Here is a 19,290-nt window from a genome sequence, read left to right on the forward strand (position 1 = left end):
TGTCGTACGGATCGATCCCGAGCAGGATCCAGGAGTCTATCGGACCGGTATCGCGCACCGATCGTGCCGACCCAGCCGTTCCGGCGCCCGCGGAGGAGCGCCGCCGAACCCTGCTCTGAGGCTACTGTACTCAGGCCGCCGCGCTCGGGACGCCCTCCCGTGATGCCGCACTCCGGGCGAGGGGTGCACGGACAGCGGTGGCCGCCGGCGCTCCTGCGACTCCGGCACGGGGCAGGAGGTTCTGCCGATCCGACGGGCGCACCTAGGATTGATGGCGCAGACCCCACCGATCGGCCCGCGGCCCGTCGGAGACCCCGTAGGCGAGGAGATCCACCCATGGCCCGCAAGGCTTCCCTGTCCGGCTTCCCTGAATGGCTCCCCGAGGAACGCCTGATCGAGCAGCACGTCCTCGACGTACTGCGGCGGACCTTCGAACTTCACGGTTTCTCCAGCATCGAGACGAGGGCTGTGGAGACGGTCGGTGACCTGCTGCGCAAGGGCGAGATCGACAAGGAGGTCTACGCCGTCTCCCGGCTCCAGGCCGAGGAGGCATCGGCGTCCGAGGCCGGCCTGGCCCTCCACTACGACCTGACCGTGCCGTTCGCCCGGTACGTGGTGGAGAACGCCGGTCACCTCGCCTTCCCGTTCCGCAGGTACCAGATCCAGAAGTGCTGGCGCGGCGAGCGTCCGCAGGAGGGGCGCGCCCGCGAGTTCACGCAGGCCGACATCGACGTCGTCGGCGACGGCGTCCTGCCCTTCCGGTACGACATCGAACTGGCCCTCACCGTCGTCGAGGCACTGGAGGCCCTGCCGATCCCCGACTTCACCCTGCGCGTGAACAATCGCAAGCTCGCGGAGGGTTTCTACACTGCCATCGGCCTTCAGGACACAGCCGCCGTACTGCGCAGCATCGACAAGCTCGAGAAGATCGGCCCCGAGAAAGTGGGCGCCCTGCTGCAGGAGGAGCTGGGGGCCGACGACGACCAGGTGCGCCTGGCCCTGGAGCTCGCGACGATCCGCACCCCGGATACCTCCTTCGTGGAGCGGGTGCGTGCCCTGGGCGTCGCCCACGAACTCCTCGACGAGGGCCTCGAGGAACTCCGCCAGGTGATTGCCGAAGCCACCCGCCGCGCTCCCGGACGCGTGGTTGCCGATCTGAGCATCGCCCGCGGCCTCGACTACTACACGGGAACCGTCTACGAGACCGTGCTCGACGGCCACGAGGGTCTGGGCTCGATCTGTTCGGGCGGCCGCTATGACGCCCTGGCTCACAAGGGCAGTCGGACCTTTCCCGGCGTCGGGCTGTCCATCGGCGTCACCCGGCTCGTCTCGCGGATCCTCAGCCAGGGTTTCGCCTCGGTCTCCCGGGCCGTGCCGACGGCGGTCCTGGTAGCGCTGGCCGACGACGACGCCTGGTCCCGGGCGCAGGATGTCGCCACGGCGCTCCGGCAGCGGGGCATCGCCACCGAGGTCGCAGCGACGGCCGAGAAGTTCGGCAGGCAGATCAGGTTCGCGGACCGGCGCGGCATCCCCTTCGTCTGGTTCACGGACGCGGACGGGACGCACGAGGTCAAGGACATCCGCTCGGGAGAGCAGCACAGCGCTGATCCTGCGTCGTGGTCACCCCCCGCAGAGGACGTGCGACCGGTGATCACCATCGCCTGAATGCCGCCCCGCCGCCCGCAGGGGCTGGAACCGGAGCAGAGGCTGGAACCGGAGCAGGGGTTCACCCGGTTCCGCGCCGGCGACGCGAGGAGAGGCCGCGCAGTGCAGCGCCGGCGGCGAGCGCCGTGAGCATGCCCAGCACCGACCTCCACGGCAGTGCGAGGGCCAGGGCGACGCATCCGGCAGCGCCCACCGCGTTGAGCCAGCGCGGAGCGAACCACCGCCGCTCCCCGACCGTGAGGGCCGCAACACCGACGACCGCACCGTGTACGAGCACGCCGAACGCCGCGCACCCGATGAGGGTGGGCAGCTGCACCGTGAGCAGGAGGACCACCACGACGGCAGCGGCACCGAGGATCGAGATCCAGGGTGCCCGGTAGCGGGTGGAGACCCGGGAGAACAGCTCCGGCAGCTCCCCGCCCAGGGACAGCGCGAGAGTCCTCCGGCCCAGCCCCGCGGTGAGGAACACCAGTGCGCCGAGACCGGCCAGCACCGCCGCACCGGTGATCACGGTTCCGAGGACGCCGGCGGACCCGGGATCGGCGGCCCCGCGGATCAGCTCGCGGAGCGGGACCGCGGTCTCCGCCAGCGCGATCGGGCCCAGCGACCTCAGCAGGGACACCGACAGCAGGAGATAGAGGCCCAGCGTGACGCCGAGGGCTCCGAGGACAACGGCCGGGATGTTGCGACGGGCTTCACGGACACCGTGACCCAGCGTTGCGCTGCGCCCGTACCCGGCGTAGGCGAAGACGAGCAGGCCGGCGCCCTGCAGCACGCCGCCTATCCCGGGGCTGGCGCCCATCGCGCCGCCGGTCGCTGCGGAGGACGCGGGGGAGGTCATGCCGACCACGACCGCGAAGGCGAGCACCGGGATGACGAGGGAGATGATCGCCCGGGTGGCCAACGTGGAGCGGGTCACCCCGAGGAGTGCAAGGATCGTGGTGGCGACGACCGCGGCGATCGCTGCGACCGTTTCACTGCCGGGAGCCGCGTAGAGCCCTACGGTGAGGGCGACTACCGCGCAGGCGGCCAGGCGGCCCGTGAGCTGCGCCCACCCGGCGAGGAAGCCCGTCCATGGTCCGAGCTGTTCACGCCCGTCCACCGCACCGTCGGTGAGTCCGTCCGCGAGGAGGGCCATTGCCGACGCATTGGAGTAGGCGACGAATCCTGCGACGACCACTGCCAGGGGCAGGAACGCACCGGCCGAGGCGCCCGCCGGGGCGAACACCACGAACGCGCCCGCACCGACCATCGAGCCGACCCCCACGGTCGTCGCATCGAAGCCCCCGAGGGGCTGGCGTGCTTCCGGCGGCAATGACATGCTTCTCCTCGGATCGGAACCCGCGGGACCAGCGGTGTCCCGCAGTGGTGCGGGTGCTGCAGGGCGCCTGTCGGGCTGGTCCTGACACGACCGGTAACGTTGGTCGCGCTTGACCCAACTCTAGGTCGGTGCCTCAACCACCTGCCAGCCATCTGTTACATCTGTGGGAAGGAATGCTGTGCTCCGCACGCATGAACTCGGTTCGCTTCGGACCGAGCACGTAGGACAAACCGTCACCCTGGCCGGGTGGGTGGCACGCCGCCGGGACCATGGCGGAGTGGCGTTCGTCGACCTCAGGGACGCCTCCGGAGTGGCGCAGGTGGTGGTCCGCGAGGAGGAGGTCTTCTCCGCACTGCGCAACGAGTACGTCCTGCAGATCGTCGGGACCGTGCAGCAGCGACCCGCGGGCAACGAGAACCCCGCCCTTCCCACCGGAGCCGTCGAGGTCATCGCGGACACCGTCACCATTCTCAATACCTCCGATCCGCTGCCGTTCCAGATCGACGAGCATGTGGAGGTGGGTGAGGAGGCGCGTCTGCGCCACCGCTACCTCGATCTGCGCCGGCCCGGCCCCCAGGCCAACCTGCGGCTCCGGTCCGAGGCCAGCCGCGTGGCCCGCGAACTGCTGCACCGCGACGGTTTCGTGGAGATCGAGACCCCCACGCTGACCCGTTCCACCCCCGAGGGTGCCCGTGACTTCCTCGTGCCCGCGCGGCTGGCACCGGGCTCCTGGTACGCCCTGCCGCAGTCGCCCCAGCTGTTCAAGCAGCTCCTGCAGGTGGGCGGTTTCGAGAAGTACTACCAGCTGGCGCGCTGCTACCGAGACGAGGACTTCCGCGCGGACCGCCAGCCGGAGTTCACCCAGCTCGACATCGAGGCGAGCTTCGTGGAGGAGGACGACATCATCGCCCTCGGCGAACAACTCGTCTCCGCCCTGTGGAAACTGATCGACGTGGAGATCCCCCTGCCCATCCGCCGCATGACCTACGCGGATGCCATGGCCAGGTACGGCTCCGACAAGCCCGACCTGCGTTTCGGCCTCGAGCTCACGGAACTCACGGAGTTCTTCAGGGACACGGACTTCGGCGTGTTCAAAGCGCCCTACGTGGGCGCCGTGGTGATGCCCGGAGGAGCCGCACAGCCGCGTCGCCAGCTCGACGCCTGGCAGGAGTGGGCCAAGCAGCGAGGCGCCAAGGGACTGGCGTACGTCCTGATCGACGACGACGGCAGCCTGCGTGGACCGGTCGCCAAGAATCTCACCGAGGTGGAGCGGGAGGGCCTTGCGGGAGCCGTCGGCGCCGCCCCGGGCGACTGCATCTTCTTCGCCGCCGGCGACCGCGTGTCCTCACGGGCCATCCTGGGCGCAGCCCGCGTCGAGATCGGCCGACGCACCGGCCTCATCGACGAGAAGGCCTGGGCGTTCGTCTGGGTTGTCGACGCCCCGATGTTCGAACCGGCCTCGGCCGCAGTGGCGGCGGGAGATGTGGCCGTGGGCGGTGGAGCATGGACGGCAGTCCACCACGCCTTCACCTCTCCGAAGCCGGAATTCCTCGACACCTTCGACACCGATCCCGAGAACGCACTGGCGTTCGCGTACGACATCGTCTGCAACGGCAACGAACTCGGTGGAGGATCCATCCGGATCCATCGCAGGGACGTTCAGGAGCGTGTCTTCGCCGTCATGGGCCTCGGTGCAGAGGAGGCCGAGGAGAAGTTCGGCTTCCTGCTCGAGGGCTTCAAGTACGGTGCGCCCCCGCACGGCGGCATGGCGCTGGGCTGGGACCGCGTGGTGTCGTTGCTCGCCGGGACCGATTCGATCCGCGACGTCATCGCCTTCCCCAAGTCCGGTGGCGGCTACGATCCGCTGACCAGCGCTCCGGCGCCGATCACGGCCCAGCAGCGCAGGGAAGCGGGCGTGGACGCGAGGCCGAAGACTGGTACCGGTCCGGCGACAGGCACGGCACCGACGGTCGAGGGCTGAGCGGGCCGGTCCCCGCGACCGGCCTCCCGTACCCCCGACAGTCGCGCGTCAGCGGATCCTTCATTCGTGGGTCCGCTGATCGCTGCCGGAGGAATCGGGACGGATCAGCGGCGGCCGTCGCCCGGTTGTGTCAGAATTGTGCCAGTACGTGCTCCGGGGTCGGTGTAATTCCGAACCGGCGGTTATAGTCCGCGACCCGCTCCTTGTTCCGCACCCGCGGAACGGGAGCGGTCGAGCCGGTGGAATTCCGGGACCGACAGTCAAAGTCTGGATGGGAGAAGCACGAACAGCAGGGTCCTGCCGCTGCCCCATGGGCGGCGGCCAGGATGCGGTCCTGGCACCTTCGATGGTGCCTGCCGCGTCCGGCGCTGCCATCGCCCGGAGTCGTCGTGATGACGAAGGATCGGCATGGATCTCCTGCAGTGGCTCTTCGAGGCCCGCATTCCCGTTGGTGGCGGTTCGCTCCTGTTCCGTGAGGTGATGGGCAACGTCTTCGGGCTGCTCAGCGCCTTCGGCGGCATGAGGCGCCGTATCTGGGCGTGGCCCGTGGGCATCATCGGCAACCTGCTGCTCCTGACCGTCTTCCTCGGGTCCCTCTTCGGTGGGGCCGGAGCCGCCAATCTGCTCGGCCAGGCCGGACGGCAGCTCATGTTCATCATCGTCTCCGTCTACGGTTGGCGGCAGTGGCAGCTCAGCAGTCGCAGCGGTGGCCAGGCGGTCACTCCGCGGTGGGCGGGCACGCGTACCCGCCTCGGCATGGTGGTCGTCATGATCGCCGGCACCCTCGCCCTCACGCCGGTCTTCCGTGCACTCGGCTCCTACGAGCCGGTCTGGGCCGATGCGTGGACCTTCGTGGGGTCCCTCCTGGCCACCTACGGCATGGCCAAGGGCTGGGTGGAGTTCTGGCTCGTGTGGGTGGCCGTGGACCTCGTGGGTGTGCCCCTGCTCTTCAGCGCCGGTTACTACGCGAGCGCCTTCATGTACGTGTTCTACGGCGTGTTCACGCTCATCGGCTTCTTCGTCTGGGCCCGCGCGCAGCGCTCCGCCAAGCCGAGCATCGAGACCCTCCTGCCCGATCCGACCCTGCGGTGAGCGCGACACCTACCGGCACCACGCCGGAGCCCAGTGGGCCCGAGGTCGCAGCCATGAAGCGCGCCCTGGAGCTCGCAGCGCTCGGCGTCAGGGGCGCGAATCCGCTGGTGGGCGCGGTCGTGCTGTCCGCCGACGGCCGGATTCTGGGGGAGGGGCACCACCGCGGCGCCGGGACACCGCACGCCGAGCCTGCGGCCCTGGCCGAGACGCTCCGGCGGGGCAACGATCCCCGAGACTCCACCGTGGTGGTGACGCTCGAGCCGTGCAATCACACCGGGCGGACGGCGCCCTGCACGCAGGTGCTGCGTGAGGCAGGGGTGCGGCGGGTGGTCTACGCCGTGCACGACGTCCACGGCGTGGCCGCAGGCGGCGCACAGCACCTGCGCGAGGCGGGTATCGAGTGCGTCGGCGGTCCCGGCGCCGCGGCGGCGAGGATGCTGAACGAACGGTGGACCGCTGCCCTGGCCGGTCGCCGCCCATTCGTCACCGCGAAGTCCGCCCAGTCGCTCGACGGTCGGGTCGCCGCGCCGGACGGCTCCAGCCGGTGGATCACCGGGGACCGGGCACGCGAGGACGGACACCGGCTGCGTCGGCTGGCCGACGCCGTCCTCGTGGGCAGCGGCACCCTCCTGGCCGACGATCCACGCCTGACGGCACGGCAGCCCGACGCGGAGTCCGTACCGCGCGGGCGTTCGGCGCTGCGGGTCGTCATGGGCATGACACCCGTACCGGAGCGTGCCGCGATGCGCGGGCCGGGATTCGTCCAGCTGGCCACCCGGGACGTGGGGGCCGCGCTCAACACGCTGTACGAGCAGGGCGTGCGGCACCTCCTGGTGGAGGGCGGTCCGCGGATCACCTCCGCCTTCCTCCGGGCCGGCGCCGTGGACGAACTGTTCTCGTACGTGGCCCCGCTGATCCTCGGGGACGGCGCGCCGGCGTTCCCCGATCTCGGTGCGGAGTCGCTCACCGACGGCCTTCGCTGGATCCCCGACGACGCCGGAGGGCCGCGGCTGCTCGAGTTCGGAGCGGATGTCCGCCTCCATCTGCGACCACCGGGCCCGCAAGGCTCCTGACCCCCCCCGCCAGTCCCGTCCACCGAAGGAAGTACCAGTGTTCACAGGAATCGTGTCCGAACAGGGCAGCGTCGTCTCCCTCGACCTCGCCGGCGACGGCGAGAGCGGCCTCCTCGTGGTCGAGGCTCCGGCCACGGGCCGGGACCTGGCTCCGGGCGCCTCGATCGCCGTCAACGGGGTCTGCCTCACCGCCGTGACCCTCGACGGCCCGCGCGTGGGGGTCGACGTCATGGGGGAGACCCTGCGGCGCACCACCACCGGGGCACTGCAGCCGGGCGCCCCGGTCAATCTCGAACGATGCGTGCCGGCCGGCGGTCGGCTCGACGGGCACGTGGTCCAGGGTCATGTGGACGGCATCGGCGTGCTGCTGGAGCGCGAGGACCTCGGGGCGTGGCACCGGCTCCGTTTCGGTCTGCCGTCCACGCTGGGCCGCTACGCGGCGGAGAAGGGCTCCGTGGCGATCGACGGTGTGTCCCTGACCGTGACCGCGGTCAGTCGTCCGCAGGAGCCGCAGCAGTGGTTCGAGGTGGGACTGATCCCCACCACGCTCCGGGAGACCGGGCTCGGCGCACGGAACGTGGGAGATCCCGTGAATCTCGAGATGGACGTCCTGGCCAAGTACGCCGAGCGGCTCCTCGGCTTCATGGCGGTCGACGCCCCCGGGACATCCACCGACCAGGATGCGCCGTGAGCCAGGACCCCGTCGGCCAGCCGCAGCAGCCCGGCGGATCACTGTCGGCGGCGGTCCGGCTCGATCCGATCCCTGCTGCCGTCGCCGCCATCCGGGAGGGCCGCGCCGTCGTGGTCGTGGACGACGAGGACCGCGAGAACGAGGGCGACATCGTCTTCGCCGCCGAGGACGCCACGCGCGATCTCGTCGCGTGGACGATCCGCTGGTCCTCGGGAGTGCTCTGCGTACCGCTCCGCGCCGGCGACGCCGACCGACTGCTGCTTCCGCCCATGACGGCCGTCAACGAGGACGCGAAGGGAACCGCGTACACCGTCTCGTGCGATGCTGCCCACGGCGTCAGCACCGGGATCAGCGCCGCCGACCGCGCCCTCACGGCCCGCGTGCTCGCGGACCCGTCGAGCGGCCCCGCCGAGCTCACCCGGCCCGGCCACGTCTTCCCGCTCCGGGCGGCGCCCGGCGGCGTCCGGCAGCGTCCGGGCCACACGGAGGCGGGCATCGAGTTGAGCGTCCTCGCCGGCAAGCAGCCCGCCGCCGTGATCGCCGAGCTCGTGCACGACGACGGCGACATGATGCGCCTGCCGGCCCTCCGCCGCTTCGCGGACGAGCACGGCCTGCCCCTCGTCTCGATCGAGGACCTCGTCGCCTTCATGGGCGAGGCACACCCCGACACGTAGGCGCACAGGCAGGACCGAGCACCACCGATCATCGCCCAGCACCACCGACACATCCGAGCAGCAGGACACGAAGGAGAACCATGAGCGGCCACGGAGCACCCACCATCGACCTCAGCACCGTGCAGGGGGAAGCCGACGAACCCCTGCGCCTGGCGGTCATCGCCGCGAGCTGGCACACGCAGATCATGGACGGGCTCCTGGGCGGCGCCCTCCGCGCAGCGGCCGAGGCCGGAGTCGCGGTGACACAGCTCCGCGTGCCGGGCAGTTTCGAACTCCCCGTCGCCGCTGCCAGGCTCGCTCCGCACGTCGACGCCGTCGCCGCCCTCGGCGTCGTGATCCGCGGCGGTACGCCGCACTTCGACTACGTCTGCCAGGCGGCGACGTCGGGCCTCACGGAGGTGAGCGTCAGGACAGGAGTGCCGATCGGCTTCGGGGTGCTGACGTGCGACACCGAGCAGCAGGGCCTCGATCGGGCAGGACTGCCCGGCTCCTCCGAGGACAAGGGACACGAAGCAGTCACCGCGGCCCTCGCGACGGCGGCCCTCCTGCGCCGGTGGGAGCGGTGAAGGGGCCTGCGTCACAGCAGGCCCCCCGGGTGCGGTCCGGGCACCTGCGAGCCGATAGCCTAGGAACGTGAAAACCTTTGATTCCCTGTTCGGGGAGCTCAGCGCGAAGGCCGTCGACAGGCCCGCCGGATCGCGTACCGTGGCCGAACTCGACGCCGGCGTGCACGGCATCGGCAAGAAGATCGTCGAGGAAGCCGCCGAGGTCTGGATGGCTGCCGAGTACGAGACCACCGAGAACACCGCGGAGGAGATCTCCCAGCTGCTCTACCACCTGCAGGTGCTCATGATCGCCAAGGGTCTGAGCCCGGAGGACGTCTACAGGCATCTGTAGCCAGGTACGGCCCACACTCCTCCCTCCCGCCCCCAGTGAAAGACCCCCATGCTCCGTGTAGCAGTCCCCAACAAGGGCGCCCTCTCCGAGGCCGCCTCGTCCATGCTCGCCGAAGCCGGGTACCGGCAGCGCCGTGATTCCCGCGAACTCGTCCTCGTGGACCCCGAGAACGAGATCGAGTTCTTCTTCCTCCGACCCCGCGACATCGCCGTGTACGTGGGCTCGGGAACCCTCGAGGTCGGGATCACCGGTCGCGATCTCCTCCTCGACGCACAGGTTGCCGCCGAGGAGCGCCTGCAGCTCGGCTTCGCGGCGTCCACCTTCCGTTTCGCCGGTCCCGCCGGCGACTTCTCGTCGCTGGAGGAGCTCGAGGGCAAGCGCATCGCGACCAGCTTCGAGTGCCTCCTGAACGACTACCTGAGGGCGCGCGACATCTCCGCCACGGTGGTGCGGCTGGACGGCGCCGTGGAGTCGTCCGTGCGTCTCGGCGTGGCAGATGCCATCGCCGACGTCGTCGAGACGGGCACCACACTGCGTGCGGCCGGGATGGAGGTCTTCGGCGAACCGATCCTCGAGAGCGAGGCCGTGCTGATCGTCCGCTCGGGCGTGGAAGCGCCCGCCGGACTCGAGGTGCTGCTGCGCCGCCTGCAGGGCGTCCTCGTGGCACGCCAGTACGTGATGATGGACTACGACATCCGCACGGACCTCGTCGAGGCCGCCGCGGCCCTGACGCCGGGACTCGAGTCGCCCACGGTCTCGCCGCTGCGGGACTCCGACTGGGTGGCCGTGCGCTCGATGGTCCGGCGCAACCGGACCAACCGGATCATGGACGAGCTCTACGAGCTCGGCGCCCGCGCCATCCTCGTGAGCAGCATCCACGCGTGCCGGATCTAGGGGAGACGTCATGACAGTTGCCATCCGTGTCATCCCGTGCCTGGACGTCGACGCCGGACGGGTGGTCAAGGGCATCAAGTTCGAGGGGCTCCGCGATGCCGGCGATCCGGTGGAGCTCGCACACCGATACGATCTCGGCGGGGCGGACGAGCTCACGTTCCTCGACGTGACCGCCTCCTCGGGTAACCGGGAGACGACCTTCGACGTCGTAGCCCGCACCGCGGAGGAGATCTTCATCCCGCTGACAGTGGGCGGGGGAGTCCGCGAGCTCTCCGACGTGGACCGCCTCCTGCGCCACGGGGCGGACAAGGCCTCCATCAACACCGCAGCCGTTGCCCGCCCGGCCATCATCGACGAGATAACCGCCCACTTCGGCGCCCAGGTGCTCGTGCTCTCGCTGGATGCACGCCGGACCAGGGACGGCAGTACGCCGTCGGGATTCGAAGTGACCACGCACGGCGGCCGTAGGGGTACCGGGATCGACGCCGTGGCATGGGCCCGGGAGGCTGCCGATCGCGGCGTCGGCGAGATCCTGCTGAACTCCATCGACGCCGACGGGACGAAGGAGGGCTTCGATCTCGACCTGATCCGCGCCGCGCGCGCCGTGGTGGACGTGCCGCTGATCGCCTCCGGGGGAGCCGGCAGGCCCGAACACTTCCCGCCGGCGGTCCAGGCAGGTGCGGATGCGGTGCTCGCAGCCTCCGTCTTCCACTTCGGCGCCCCGGATTCGATAGCCCAGGTCAAGGCCGCGATCCGCGAGGCAGGATTCCCGGTCCGCTGAGCGCTACGTCCCGCTGAGCGCCACGTTCCGCTGCACGGCAGCGCCGGCTGCCGTCAGAGACCGATGTCGGCACTCTCGAGCAGGGCGACGGCGTCCGGCTGGCCCTCGAAGGTCACCAGCGCCTGGGCGCGGCGCCCGTGGGCGTGCATGATCAGCTCCCCGGGCTCGCCGACGATCGCCACCGAGACCGGCGCACGCTTGGCGACGTGCCGCGGACCGTTCGGGCGGACCAGGACGATACCCACATCCGCACCCCGGTACATGATCGCGGCGCGCTTGATCAGGTCGTCCCACAGGGCATCGGCGTACTCGTCGTCGAGGGCCCGCGGCGCCCAGCGGCTCGTGGCACGCCGGATGTCCTCGGTGTGGACGAAGTACTCGATGAGGTTGGCGCTGCGGTCCACCATCGGGATGCGCATCGGCGACAGGGCGGGCGGTCCCGCGACGAACCGCTTCACGAGGGCCGTATAGCCTGCCGGTGACCCGGCGCGCTCCGCCGTCTCGAAGGTGGCACGCTCCGTGACGGCCGCGAGCTTCTTCACCACCATGCCGACGCCGAGCGCCGGGCGGTGCTCACGGAGGTAGAGATGGGCCGCCAGCTCGCGGGTGGTCCACCCCTCGCACAGGGTGGCGGCGTCGGGGCCGGCTGCCAGCAGCGTCTCGGCCAGGACCTCACGGGACGGGATTACGTAGCGCATCACTGTCGAAACTAGCACGCTGCTCCAGTGCGGCACAGGGTGCGCACCGGGGTCCCGGCCACGGCACTAGAATTGGGCGTGATGGCCTCCTCGATCCCCCCTCCCGCGACCGCCGCCCCGACCACGCACGGGGAGCATCTCGATCCGGCCGTGGCCGGGCTCCTGCGGAAGAACGACGCCGGACTCGTCGCCGCCGTCGTGCAGCAGTTCGACACCCGCGAGGTGCTCATGCTCGGCTGGATGGACGAGGAGGCGCTCCGGCGCACCCTGACCAGCGGCCGCGTGACGTTCTACTCGCGCTCACGCGCCGAGTACTGGCGCAAGGGCGACACCTCCGGGCACCGCCAGTGGGTCAGGGACGTGGCCCTGGACTGCGACGGCGATGCCCTGCTGGTCACGGTGGACCAGGACGGCGCCGCCTGCCACACCGGCACGCGGACCTGCTTCGACGGCCGCTCGCTCCCAGCGGTCCAGGCCGAGCGCCCCGACAGTGAAGGATCCTGACCGATGCAGCAGCTGGGAACCATCAGCCCCACGCTCGAGGAGTTCCGTGAGCTCGCCAGGACACGGCGCGTCGTGCCGGTGCGCCAGGTGGTGCTCGCGGACGCGCTGACACCGATCGGTGTCTACCGCAGGCTCGCCGCTTCCCAGCCCGGTACCTTCCTCATGGAATCCGCGGCCGTCGGAGGAGTCTGGTCGCGCTACTCGTTCATCGGATCGCACTCCCGCGCCACCCTGACCACGCGTGACGGCGAGGCCCACTGGCTGGGCGAGCCTCCCGCCGGGGTCCCCGTCGACGGGGACCCCGTGGAGGCCCTCCGACGCACGGTCGAGGCACTGCGGACGGACCGGTTCGAGGACCTGCCGCCCTTCACCTCCGGCATGGTCGGTTTTGTCGGCTGGGAGGCCGTGAGGCACTGGGAGAAGCTGACCAGTCCGCCCGAGGACGATCTCCTCCTCCCCGAACTGGCCATGTGCCTCGTCTCGGACCTGGCCATCCACGACAACTCGGAGGGAACACTGACCCTCGTGGCGAACGCCATCAACTTCGACGGCACCGCCGACCGCCTCGACGAGGCCTGGCACGACGCCGTCGGCCGCGTCGAGGCCATGCTCTCCAGGCTCGTGGCGCCGGCGGAACCCGCCGTATCGGTGCTGGCCGAGACGGCGGACGTGGACCGTTCGACCGACCGGGTCCGCGAGTCGTGGTTCGCACCCGACTATCTCTCCGCGATCGAGCGCGGCAAGCGGGCCATCGTGGACGGCGACGTGTTCCAGGTGGTCATCAGCCGGCGCTTCGAGATCGAGTGCGACGCATCGGCCCTCGACGTCTACCGGATCCTGCGCACCACGAACCCGAGCCCCTACATGTACCTGTTCAGCCTCGAGGACGCCGGAGGCAGGCCCTACTCGATCGTGGGGAGCTCGCCCGAGGCGCTCGTGACGGTCACCGGTGAGGAAGTCATCACGCATCCGATCGCCGGGTCGCGACCGCGCGGACGCACCACCGACGAGGACCGCCGCCTCGCCGTCGAGCTCCGTGCCGACACGAAGGAGAAGGCCGAGCATCTCATGCTCGTGGACCTCGCCCGCAACGATCTGTCCAAGGTGTGCCGACCGGGCAGTGTCGAGGTCACGCAGTTCATGGAGGTGGAGAAGTTCAGCCACATCATGCACCTCGTCTCCACCGTGGTGGGCCGGCTCTCGCCCGGCAGGAGCGCCTACGACGTCCTCGCCGCCACCTTCCCCGCAGGCACGCTCTCGGGTGCGCCGAAACCGCGCGCACTGCGCCTCATCGACGAGGTGGAACCGCATCGCCGCGGGATCTACGGGGGAGTGGTCGGCTATCTCGACTTCGCCGGGGACATGGACCTGGCGATAGCCATCCGTTCGGCGCTGCTCCTGGACGGCACGGCCTACGTGCAGGCCGGTGGCGGTATCGTGGCGGACTCCGTCCTCGACGCCGAGGCCCTCGAGACCGTCAACAAGGCGGCGGCGCCGCTGCGGGCGGTGCTCGCGGCAGCAGGCCTGAGACCGGTGTCGGTCCCGGTCCCGGAGGCTGCTCGGGGCGAACGCCCCGCGCACCACCGGACAGCGGGCGTGCAGTGAGCCGGCGTCCGGCGGATCCGCGAGAGCGGCAGTCCCAGCCTCCCGGCCGACTCCTGCGCCGGGGATCGGTGGTCCTGGGCATCGTGGTCCTGGCCCTGGTGGCCTTCGGCTCCACGACGCAGACCTGGCTCGTGGTGCGCCTGCCGCAGGAAGCCGTGCAGACACCCGATCTCATGATCGCCGGAAGCGATGCCGCCACCCCGGTCACCGCGTTCGCGCTCGTGGCCCTGGCGGCTGCCATCGCCGTGTCCATCGCCGGACGGGTGGCGCGCTGGATCATCGCCGTCATCCTCGTGCTGTCCGGCCTCGGGGTCATGCTCTCGAGCGCGGGCGTGGCTCTCGACCCGGCAGCAGCGGCCGAGCCGGCCATCGGGGCTGCGGTCGGCGTCAGCGGGCTGCCAGGGGCCGAGTCCGAGGCCACAGTGCTGCCGTGGCTCGCCGTCGCCGCAGGCCTCCTGCTGGTCCTCGCAGCTGTGTGGGTGATCCTCGCCGGCCGACGCTGGGGTATCAACCGGCGCTACGACGCCGGCCGCACGGGCGCCGGGACGGAAGCTCACGGCACCCTGCCGGCAGCGCCCCGACCCTCCACGGGGGACATCGCGCCCGGTGTGGTTCCCGACGAGGACACCGGACCGACGGCGAGGGCCGGCAGACGCAGCACTGCCCACGCGGACGAGATCGACAGCTGGGACGAGCTCTCGCGCGGCAACGACCCGACCGGCTGAGCGGAGCGCGGCCCCAGTCCGTACCGCCCGCCCGGTGCATCAATGGCAGAATGAGTGCAGACCCGTTCGAAGGAGATTTTTCATGGCATCCGAGACCCACACGGCCAAGACCCGCAACACGTCCGAGAACCACGCACGGCAGGGAGACGAAACGATCGGACACGGAAACAGCCCTGCTGCCTGGACCTGCGTGCTCATCATGCTGGTCGGTGCCGCCGTCTCCTCCTTCGCCTACGTCCTCGCGAGCACCGAGGGCAACTACGACTTCGGCACCCTCCTCTTCTGGGCCGGCATCGGCGTGATGTTCGTGGGTCTGCTCGTCGGCTTCGTCCTCCGCAGGATCGGCTACGGCGTGGGCGGGTCGAAACTGAAGAACAACGGCCACTAGGTGACGGTCCTCGACGACATCATCGAGGGCGTCCGCGAGGATCTCGCGGAACGACGCCATGCCGTTCCCCTCGCCGATCTTCGTGCGGCCGCCGCGTCGGCACCGGCGCCCCGCGATGGTCTCGCTGCGCTCCGCCGGGGGCGGGGCAACGGCATCGCCGTCATCGCCGAGGTGAAGCGGAGCAGTCCGTCCAAGGGCGTGCTGGCCGAGATCGCCGATCCCGGCACCCTTGCAGCGAACTATGAACGAGGCGGCGCGAGCATCATCTCCGTCCTCACCGAGCAGCGTCGCTTCGGCGGATCGCTCGCCGATCTCGATGCGGTGCGCGGCGCGGTCGGTATCCCGGTCCTGCGCAAGGACTTCACGGTCGACGAGTACCAGATCTGGGAGGCGAGGGCACACGGCGCCGATGTGGTGCTGCTGATCGTCGCCGCGCTCTCGGATGCCGAGCTGACCTCGTTCCTCGCCCTGACCCATGAGCTGGGGATGAGCGCGATCGTGGAGACCCACACCGCCGACGAGGTGCGCCGTGCTGCTCTCGCGGGAGCCAGGATCATCGGTGTCAACGTCCGGGACCTGAAGACCCTCGCGGTGGACCGGACGGTCTTCACGGGACTGGCGGAGCTCGTCCCGGAGGACGCCGTGGTCATCGCCGAATCCGGTGTGCGTGGTGCTGCCGATGTGGCCGCGTACGCCGCGGGCGGCGCGCATGCCGTGCTGGTCGGCGAGGCACTCGTGCGCGGGGAGGACCCGGCGGCGACCATCGGCGAGTTCCAGGACGCCGGCCGGGAGGCCTGGCGGGCATCCGGTATGGCGGCGCGCTGACCCACCCTCCACCGCCTATCCGGTCCGGCGCCCGGAAACAGGTACCGGCAGGACCGGCACCAGCAGGATCACAACACCACATGGACCGGGCGCAGCCGGTCACCAGGACCCCGGAGGATCCATCCACCGGGACAGGACCAACAGGACAGGAAGGCCGTCATGACCGACATGCATCAGGACACGGACCGTCAGGGCACGGACGACGGAGCAGCGGACGCCATCGACTCCGGAACGGCCGAGGCATTCCTGAGTCATGACGAAAGCCTCCGCCACGCCCCCGGGCCCTACTTCGGTTCCTACGGCGGACGGTGGATGCCCGAATCCCTCATCGCTGCGCTCGACGAACTGCAGGACACCTTCGAGAAGGCCAAGGCCGACCCCGAGTTCACGGCGCAGGTGGCCGATCTCAACAAGAACTACGCCGGCCGCCCCTCGCTGCTCACGGAAGCCCAGCGCTTCGCTGAGCACTGCGGGGGAGTGCGCGTCTTCCTCAAGCGCGAGGACCTGAACCACACCGGCTCCCACAAGATCAACAACGTGCTGGGCCAGGCCCTGATCGCCAAGCGCATGGGCAAGACCCGCGTGATCGCCGAGACGGGCGCCGGGCAGCACGGCGTCGCGAGCGCGACGGCAGCGGCGCTCCTCGGGCTCGAATGCGTGGTCTACATGGGTGCGGAGGACACGCGCCGCCAGGCCCTGAACGTGGCACGCATGCAATTGCTCGGCGCCACTGTTGTCCCCGTCACCACGGGATCGCAGACGCTCAAGGACGCCATCAACGATGCGCTGCGCGACTGGGTGGCGAATGTGGAGACCACGCACTACCTGCTCGGCACGGCGGCCGGCGCTCACCCGTTCCCCTCGATGGTCCGCTACTTCCACGAGGTCATCGGCGAGGAGACGAGGGAGCAGATCCTGGAGCAGACGGGCAAGCTGCCGGACGCCGTGTGCGCCTGCGTGGGCGGCGGGTCCAACGCCATCGGCATGTTCCACGGGTTCCTCGACGACCGGGACGTGGCCCTCTACGGCTTCGAGGCCGGCGGTGACGGCGTCGAGACCGGTCGTCACGCTGCGACGATCACGCTCGGACGGCCGGGTGTACTGCACGGCGCCAGGTCCTACCTGATGCAGGACCAGGACGGCCAGACCATGGAGTCGCACTCGATCTCCGCCGGCCTCGACTATCCCGGGGTGGGTCCGGAGCACGCCTACCTCGCCGACATCGGGCGCGCGATGTACGAGCCGATCACCGACGCGGAGGCCATGGACGCCTTCACCGTTCTCTGCCGGACCGAGGGGATCATCCCGGCCATCGAGACCGCGCACGCCCTCGCCGGGGCCATGAAGGTAGGCCGGCGGCTCGCCGCGGACCTGGCGCCCGGCGAGCAGGCGGCGGACAGGGTGATCGTGGTCAATCTGTCCGGCCGCGGGGACAAGGACGTGGCCACCGCCGCGGGATACTTCGATCTGCTCCCGGACGAGAGTGCCGAGCAGGAGATCGCCGAGGAAGGTGAGCAGCTGTGACGTCCACCCTGCAGTCCTCCGGCCCCGGAGCCACCGGCTCCAGGGCGGCCGCGGCGATCGAGAAGGCCCGCGGTGAGGGTCGCGCAGCCCTGATCGGGTATCTGCCCGCAGGCTTCCCCGACGTGCAGACCACCATCGACGCCGGTATCGCCATGGCCCGCAACGGCATGGACCTGATCGAGGTGGGAATCCCGTACTCCGATCCGGTGATGGACGGCCGCGTGATCCAGGAGGCAACGGTCGAGGCGCTGTCCAACGGCTTCACGGTCTCCCAGATCTTCGCCGTCGTGGAAGGCATCACGCGCAGCACCGATGCCGCCGTCCTGGTCATGACCTACTGGAACCCCGTGATGCGCATGGGGGTCCGCGAGTTCGCGGAGCGGCTCGCCGCGGCGGGTGGTGCCGGGCTCATCACGCCCGATCTCATCCCCGACGAGGCCTCCGAGTGGCTCGAGGTGTCCGAGGAACTCGGTCTGGACCGCGTCTTCCTCGTGGCCCCCTCCACCTCCCCGGAGCGTATGCGGAGCACCGTCGAGGCGAGCCGTGGTTTCGTCTACGCCGTGTCGGTCATGGGCGTCACCGGGGCGCGGAGTTCCGTCGGTGCAGCGGCCGAGGCCGTCGTCGCAGCAGCCCACGAGGCCGGCGCGGAGCGGGTGTGCGTGGGCCTCGGCGTGTCCACCTCGGCCCAGGTGCGCCAGATCGGTGCCTATGCCGACGGTGTGATCGTCGGCACGGCCCTCGTGGCCGCGCTGCGCGACGGCGGCGTGGAAGCCGTCGCCGACCTGTCCCGCGAACTGAGTTCCGGCACCGCGCAGGACCCCGTGGGCGGTCACCCGTGATCGGTGCCGCCATCGCGGCGTCGATTCCGAGCCCACCCCCGCAGTGGGCCAGCTTCGATCTCGGGCCCGTCACCATCCATGCGTATGCACTGTGCATCCTGGCCGGAATCATCCTGGCACTGATCCTGACGCAGAGGCGTTTCGTCTCCTTCGGTGGTCACGCGGACACCGTGTGGGACATCGCCATCTGGGCCATCCCCTTCGGGATCGTCGGCGGTCGGCTCTACCACGTCATCTCCTCTCCGGATGCCTACTTCGGCCCGCAGGGCGATCTCGCCCGGATACCGCAGATCTGGCAGGGCGGCCTCGGCATCTGGGGCGCCATCGCCCTCGGCGCCGTCGGCGCCTGGATCGGGGCCCGCAGGGCCGGCGTGAGACTCTCCGCCTTCGCGGACGCCGCGGCCCCCGGCGTCCTGCTCGCCCAGGCCGTGGGCCGTCTGGGCAACTGGTTCAACCAGGAACTCTTCGGCGCGCCCACCACCCTGCCCTGGGGCCTGGAGATCGACGCGGACAACGCGAACTTCCCGTTGGGCCAGGAGCCCGGCACACTGTTCCACCCGACCTTCCTCTACGAACTCCTCTGGAATCTGGCGGGCGTCGCACTCCTGCTCCTGCTCGCCCGGAAGCTCCGCCTCCGCGGCGGGCGCATGGTGTGGCTCTACGTGGTCTACTACACCCTGGGGCGCGTCTGGATCGAGACGCTCAGGATCGACGACGCCGAACTGGTGACGCTGTTCGGCGTCACGCAGCGGCTGAACGTCTGGACGAGCATCGCGGTCCTCCTCGTTGCAGTGGGCATCCTCGTGTATCTGTTCGTCCGCCGCCGTCCCGGCGACAACCCCTCGGTGTACCTACCGGGGCGTGAGCCGGGAACCATCGACACCGATACGGCGACGGACACGGATGCTGAGCTTCCGTCGCGGTCCTCCTCGGAGCGCGACGGGCGTGGTAACGTGACCGGAACGAACGGCTCCTGAGCATCCGGGTGCGGCCAGTGGCCGACCCGGGCAGCACCGGCCGACCCGTTCTCCGCGACCCGAGGGCCACCGCCCGCAGGGCCGGACACCACACCGTCGTGGACCGCCGAAGCACAGGCCGGACCACCCTTCCCGG

At 70.4% G+C, this 19,290-nt stretch carries 20 protein-coding genes and 1 riboswitch; of the genes, 18 read left to right on the plus strand and 2 right to left on the minus strand.

The genetic code is table 11. The features are described 5' to 3' along the window. Positions 1 to 336 precede the first annotated feature (336 nt). The gene (gene hisS, locus FQ377_RS10220) at positions 337 to 1,665 is read left to right on the plus strand and encodes a histidine--tRNA ligase (protein WP_148601150.1); all 1,329 of its coding nucleotides are present in this window, start codon (positions 337 to 339) and stop codon (positions 1,663 to 1,665) included. 61 nt (positions 1,666 to 1,726) lie between these two features. On the opposite strand, the gene FQ377_RS10225 is transcribed toward hisS, so the two are convergent. After that, on the minus strand, positions 1,727 to 2,986 hold the full coding sequence (locus FQ377_RS10225) for an APC family permease (RefSeq protein WP_148601151.1): 1,260 nt from the start codon (positions 2,984 to 2,986) through the stop codon (positions 1,727 to 1,729). Positions 2,987 to 3,164: 178 nt separating this feature from the next. Between FQ377_RS10225 and aspS the strand changes: the two genes are divergently transcribed. The 9 genes from aspS to hisF all read left to right on the plus strand — a co-directional run bounded on the left by aspS (position 3,165) and on the right by hisF (position 11,069). Continuing rightward, positions 3,165 to 4,967 carry an aspartate--tRNA ligase gene (gene aspS, locus FQ377_RS10230; RefSeq protein ID WP_148601152.1) on the plus strand — a complete coding sequence of 601 codons (1,803 nt, stop codon included), beginning with the start codon at positions 3,165 to 3,167 and terminating at the stop codon, positions 4,965 to 4,967. Positions 4,968 to 5,112: 145 nt separating this feature from the next. Then, positions 5,113 to 5,254, plus strand: a riboswitch (FMN riboswitch). A gap of 121 nt (positions 5,255 to 5,375) precedes the next feature. Beyond that, on the plus strand, positions 5,376 to 6,059 hold the full coding sequence (gene pnuC, locus FQ377_RS10235; protein WP_148601153.1) for a nicotinamide riboside transporter PnuC: 684 nt from the start codon (positions 5,376 to 5,378) through the stop codon (positions 6,057 to 6,059). Continuing rightward, a complete protein-coding gene (gene ribD, locus FQ377_RS10240) occupies positions 6,056 to 7,132 on the plus strand; it encodes a bifunctional diaminohydroxyphosphoribosylaminopyrimidine deaminase/5-amino-6-(5-phosphoribosylamino)uracil reductase RibD (protein WP_262364393.1) in 1,077 nt (358 codons plus the stop codon). The genes pnuC and ribD overlap by 4 nt, the downstream gene beginning before the upstream one ends. Before the next feature lie 37 nt (positions 7,133 to 7,169). Then, entirely contained in the window at positions 7,170 to 7,823 is a 654-nt protein-coding gene (locus FQ377_RS10245; RefSeq protein ID WP_148601154.1) for a riboflavin synthase, read from the plus strand. 41 nt (positions 7,824 to 7,864) lie between these two features. Further along, on the plus strand, positions 7,865 to 8,497 hold the full coding sequence (gene ribB, locus FQ377_RS10250; RefSeq protein ID WP_262364404.1) for a 3,4-dihydroxy-2-butanone-4-phosphate synthase: 633 nt from the start codon (positions 7,865 to 7,867) through the stop codon (positions 8,495 to 8,497). An 80-nt stretch (positions 8,498 to 8,577) separates the two neighbouring features. Next, positions 8,578 to 9,063 (plus strand): 6,7-dimethyl-8-ribityllumazine synthase, encoded by a 486-nt coding sequence (ribH, locus tag FQ377_RS10255; protein WP_148601156.1) that lies wholly within the window; start codon positions 8,578 to 8,580, stop codon positions 9,061 to 9,063. Between the two features lie 67 nt (positions 9,064 to 9,130). After that, a complete protein-coding gene (locus tag FQ377_RS10260) occupies positions 9,131 to 9,394 on the plus strand; it encodes a phosphoribosyl-ATP diphosphatase (RefSeq protein ID WP_148601157.1) in 264 nt (87 codons plus the stop codon). 48 nt (positions 9,395 to 9,442) lie between these two features. After that, complete coding sequence (gene hisG, locus FQ377_RS10265; RefSeq protein WP_148601158.1) at positions 9,443 to 10,288, plus strand: ATP phosphoribosyltransferase; 846 nt, start codon at positions 9,443 to 9,445, stop codon at positions 10,286 to 10,288. A 10-nt stretch (positions 10,289 to 10,298) separates the two neighbouring features. Then, positions 10,299 to 11,069, plus strand: a complete 771-nt coding sequence (hisF, locus tag FQ377_RS10270; protein WP_148601159.1) for an imidazole glycerol phosphate synthase subunit HisF — start codon at positions 10,299 to 10,301, stop codon at positions 11,067 to 11,069. A 53-nt stretch (positions 11,070 to 11,122) separates the two neighbouring features. On the opposite strand, the gene FQ377_RS10275 is transcribed toward hisF, so the two are convergent. Further along, positions 11,123 to 11,767, minus strand: coding sequence for a TIGR03085 family metal-binding protein (locus FQ377_RS10275; protein ID WP_148601160.1), 645 nt, complete (start codon positions 11,765 to 11,767; stop codon positions 11,123 to 11,125). 81 nt (positions 11,768 to 11,848) lie between these two features. Between FQ377_RS10275 and hisI the strand changes: the two genes are divergently transcribed. The 8 genes from hisI to lgt all read left to right on the plus strand — a co-directional run bounded on the left by hisI (position 11,849) and on the right by lgt (position 19,154). Continuing rightward, positions 11,849 to 12,271 (plus strand): phosphoribosyl-AMP cyclohydrolase, encoded by a 423-nt coding sequence (gene hisI, locus FQ377_RS10280; protein WP_148601161.1) that lies wholly within the window; start codon positions 11,849 to 11,851, stop codon positions 12,269 to 12,271. A gap of 3 nt (positions 12,272 to 12,274) precedes the next feature. After that, positions 12,275 to 13,876 (plus strand): anthranilate synthase component I, encoded by a 1,602-nt coding sequence (locus tag FQ377_RS10285; RefSeq protein WP_148601162.1) that lies wholly within the window; start codon positions 12,275 to 12,277, stop codon positions 13,874 to 13,876. Beyond that, entirely contained in the window at positions 13,873 to 14,601 is a 729-nt protein-coding gene (locus FQ377_RS10290) for a Trp biosynthesis-associated membrane protein (RefSeq protein ID WP_148601163.1), read from the plus strand. Before FQ377_RS10285 ends, FQ377_RS10290 begins: the two co-directional genes overlap by 4 nt. Before the next feature lie 82 nt (positions 14,602 to 14,683). Continuing rightward, a complete protein-coding gene (locus tag FQ377_RS14860; RefSeq protein ID WP_187393325.1) occupies positions 14,684 to 14,989 on the plus strand; it encodes an HGxxPAAW family protein in 306 nt (101 codons plus the stop codon). Then, the gene (gene trpC, locus FQ377_RS10300) at positions 14,990 to 15,814 is read left to right on the plus strand and encodes an indole-3-glycerol phosphate synthase TrpC (protein ID WP_148601164.1); all 825 of its coding nucleotides are present in this window, start codon (positions 14,990 to 14,992) and stop codon (positions 15,812 to 15,814) included. 168 nt (positions 15,815 to 15,982) lie between these two features. Further along, on the plus strand, positions 15,983 to 17,338 hold the full coding sequence (gene trpB / locus FQ377_RS10305) for a tryptophan synthase subunit beta (RefSeq protein WP_148601221.1): 1,356 nt from the start codon (positions 15,983 to 15,985) through the stop codon (positions 17,336 to 17,338). Further along, positions 17,335 to 18,177 (plus strand): tryptophan synthase subunit alpha, encoded by an 843-nt coding sequence (gene trpA, locus FQ377_RS10310; protein WP_262364394.1) that lies wholly within the window; start codon positions 17,335 to 17,337, stop codon positions 18,175 to 18,177. Before trpB ends, trpA begins: the two co-directional genes overlap by 4 nt. After that, positions 18,174 to 19,154 carry a prolipoprotein diacylglyceryl transferase gene (gene lgt / locus FQ377_RS10315; protein ID WP_148601165.1) on the plus strand — a complete coding sequence of 327 codons (981 nt, stop codon included), beginning with the start codon at positions 18,174 to 18,176 and terminating at the stop codon, positions 19,152 to 19,154. The genes trpA and lgt overlap by 4 nt, the downstream gene beginning before the upstream one ends. Positions 19,155 to 19,290 lie beyond the last annotated feature (136 nt).

This window comes from Arthrobacter echini (assembly GCF_008107445.1).
Classification (GTDB): Bacteria; Actinomycetota; Actinomycetes; order Actinomycetales; family Micrococcaceae; genus Arthrobacter_D; species Arthrobacter_D echini_A.

Coding starts and splice junctions, on each gene's coding strand:
- ribH (WP_148601156.1), top strand. CDS start 8,578: ATGAGCGGCCACGGAGCACCCACCATCGACCTCAGCACCGTGCAGGGG.
- hisG (WP_148601158.1), top strand. CDS start 9,443: ATGCTCCGTGTAGCAGTCCCCAACAAGGGCGCCCTCTCCGAGGCCGCC.
- trpB (WP_148601221.1), top strand. CDS start 15,983: ATGCATCAGGACACGGACCGTCAGGGCACGGACGACGGAGCAGCGGAC.
- hisS (WP_148601150.1), top strand. CDS start 337: ATGGCCCGCAAGGCTTCCCTGTCCGGCTTCCCTGAATGGCTCCCCGAG.
- FQ377_RS10275 (WP_148601160.1), bottom strand. CDS start 11,767: ATGCGCTACGTAATCCCGTCCCGTGAGGTCCTGGCCGAGACGCTGCTG.
- FQ377_RS10225 (WP_148601151.1), bottom strand. CDS start 2,986: ATGTCATTGCCGCCGGAAGCACGCCAGCCCCTCGGGGGCTTCGATGCG.
- hisF (WP_148601159.1), top strand. CDS start 10,299: ATGACAGTTGCCATCCGTGTCATCCCGTGCCTGGACGTCGACGCCGGA.
- FQ377_RS14860 (WP_187393325.1), top strand. CDS start 14,684: ATGGCATCCGAGACCCACACGGCCAAGACCCGCAACACGTCCGAGAAC.
- FQ377_RS10285 (WP_148601162.1), top strand. CDS start 12,275: ATGCAGCAGCTGGGAACCATCAGCCCCACGCTCGAGGAGTTCCGTGAG.
- pnuC (WP_148601153.1), top strand. CDS start 5,376: ATGGATCTCCTGCAGTGGCTCTTCGAGGCCCGCATTCCCGTTGGTGGC.
- hisI (WP_148601161.1), top strand. CDS start 11,849: ATGGCCTCCTCGATCCCCCCTCCCGCGACCGCCGCCCCGACCACGCAC.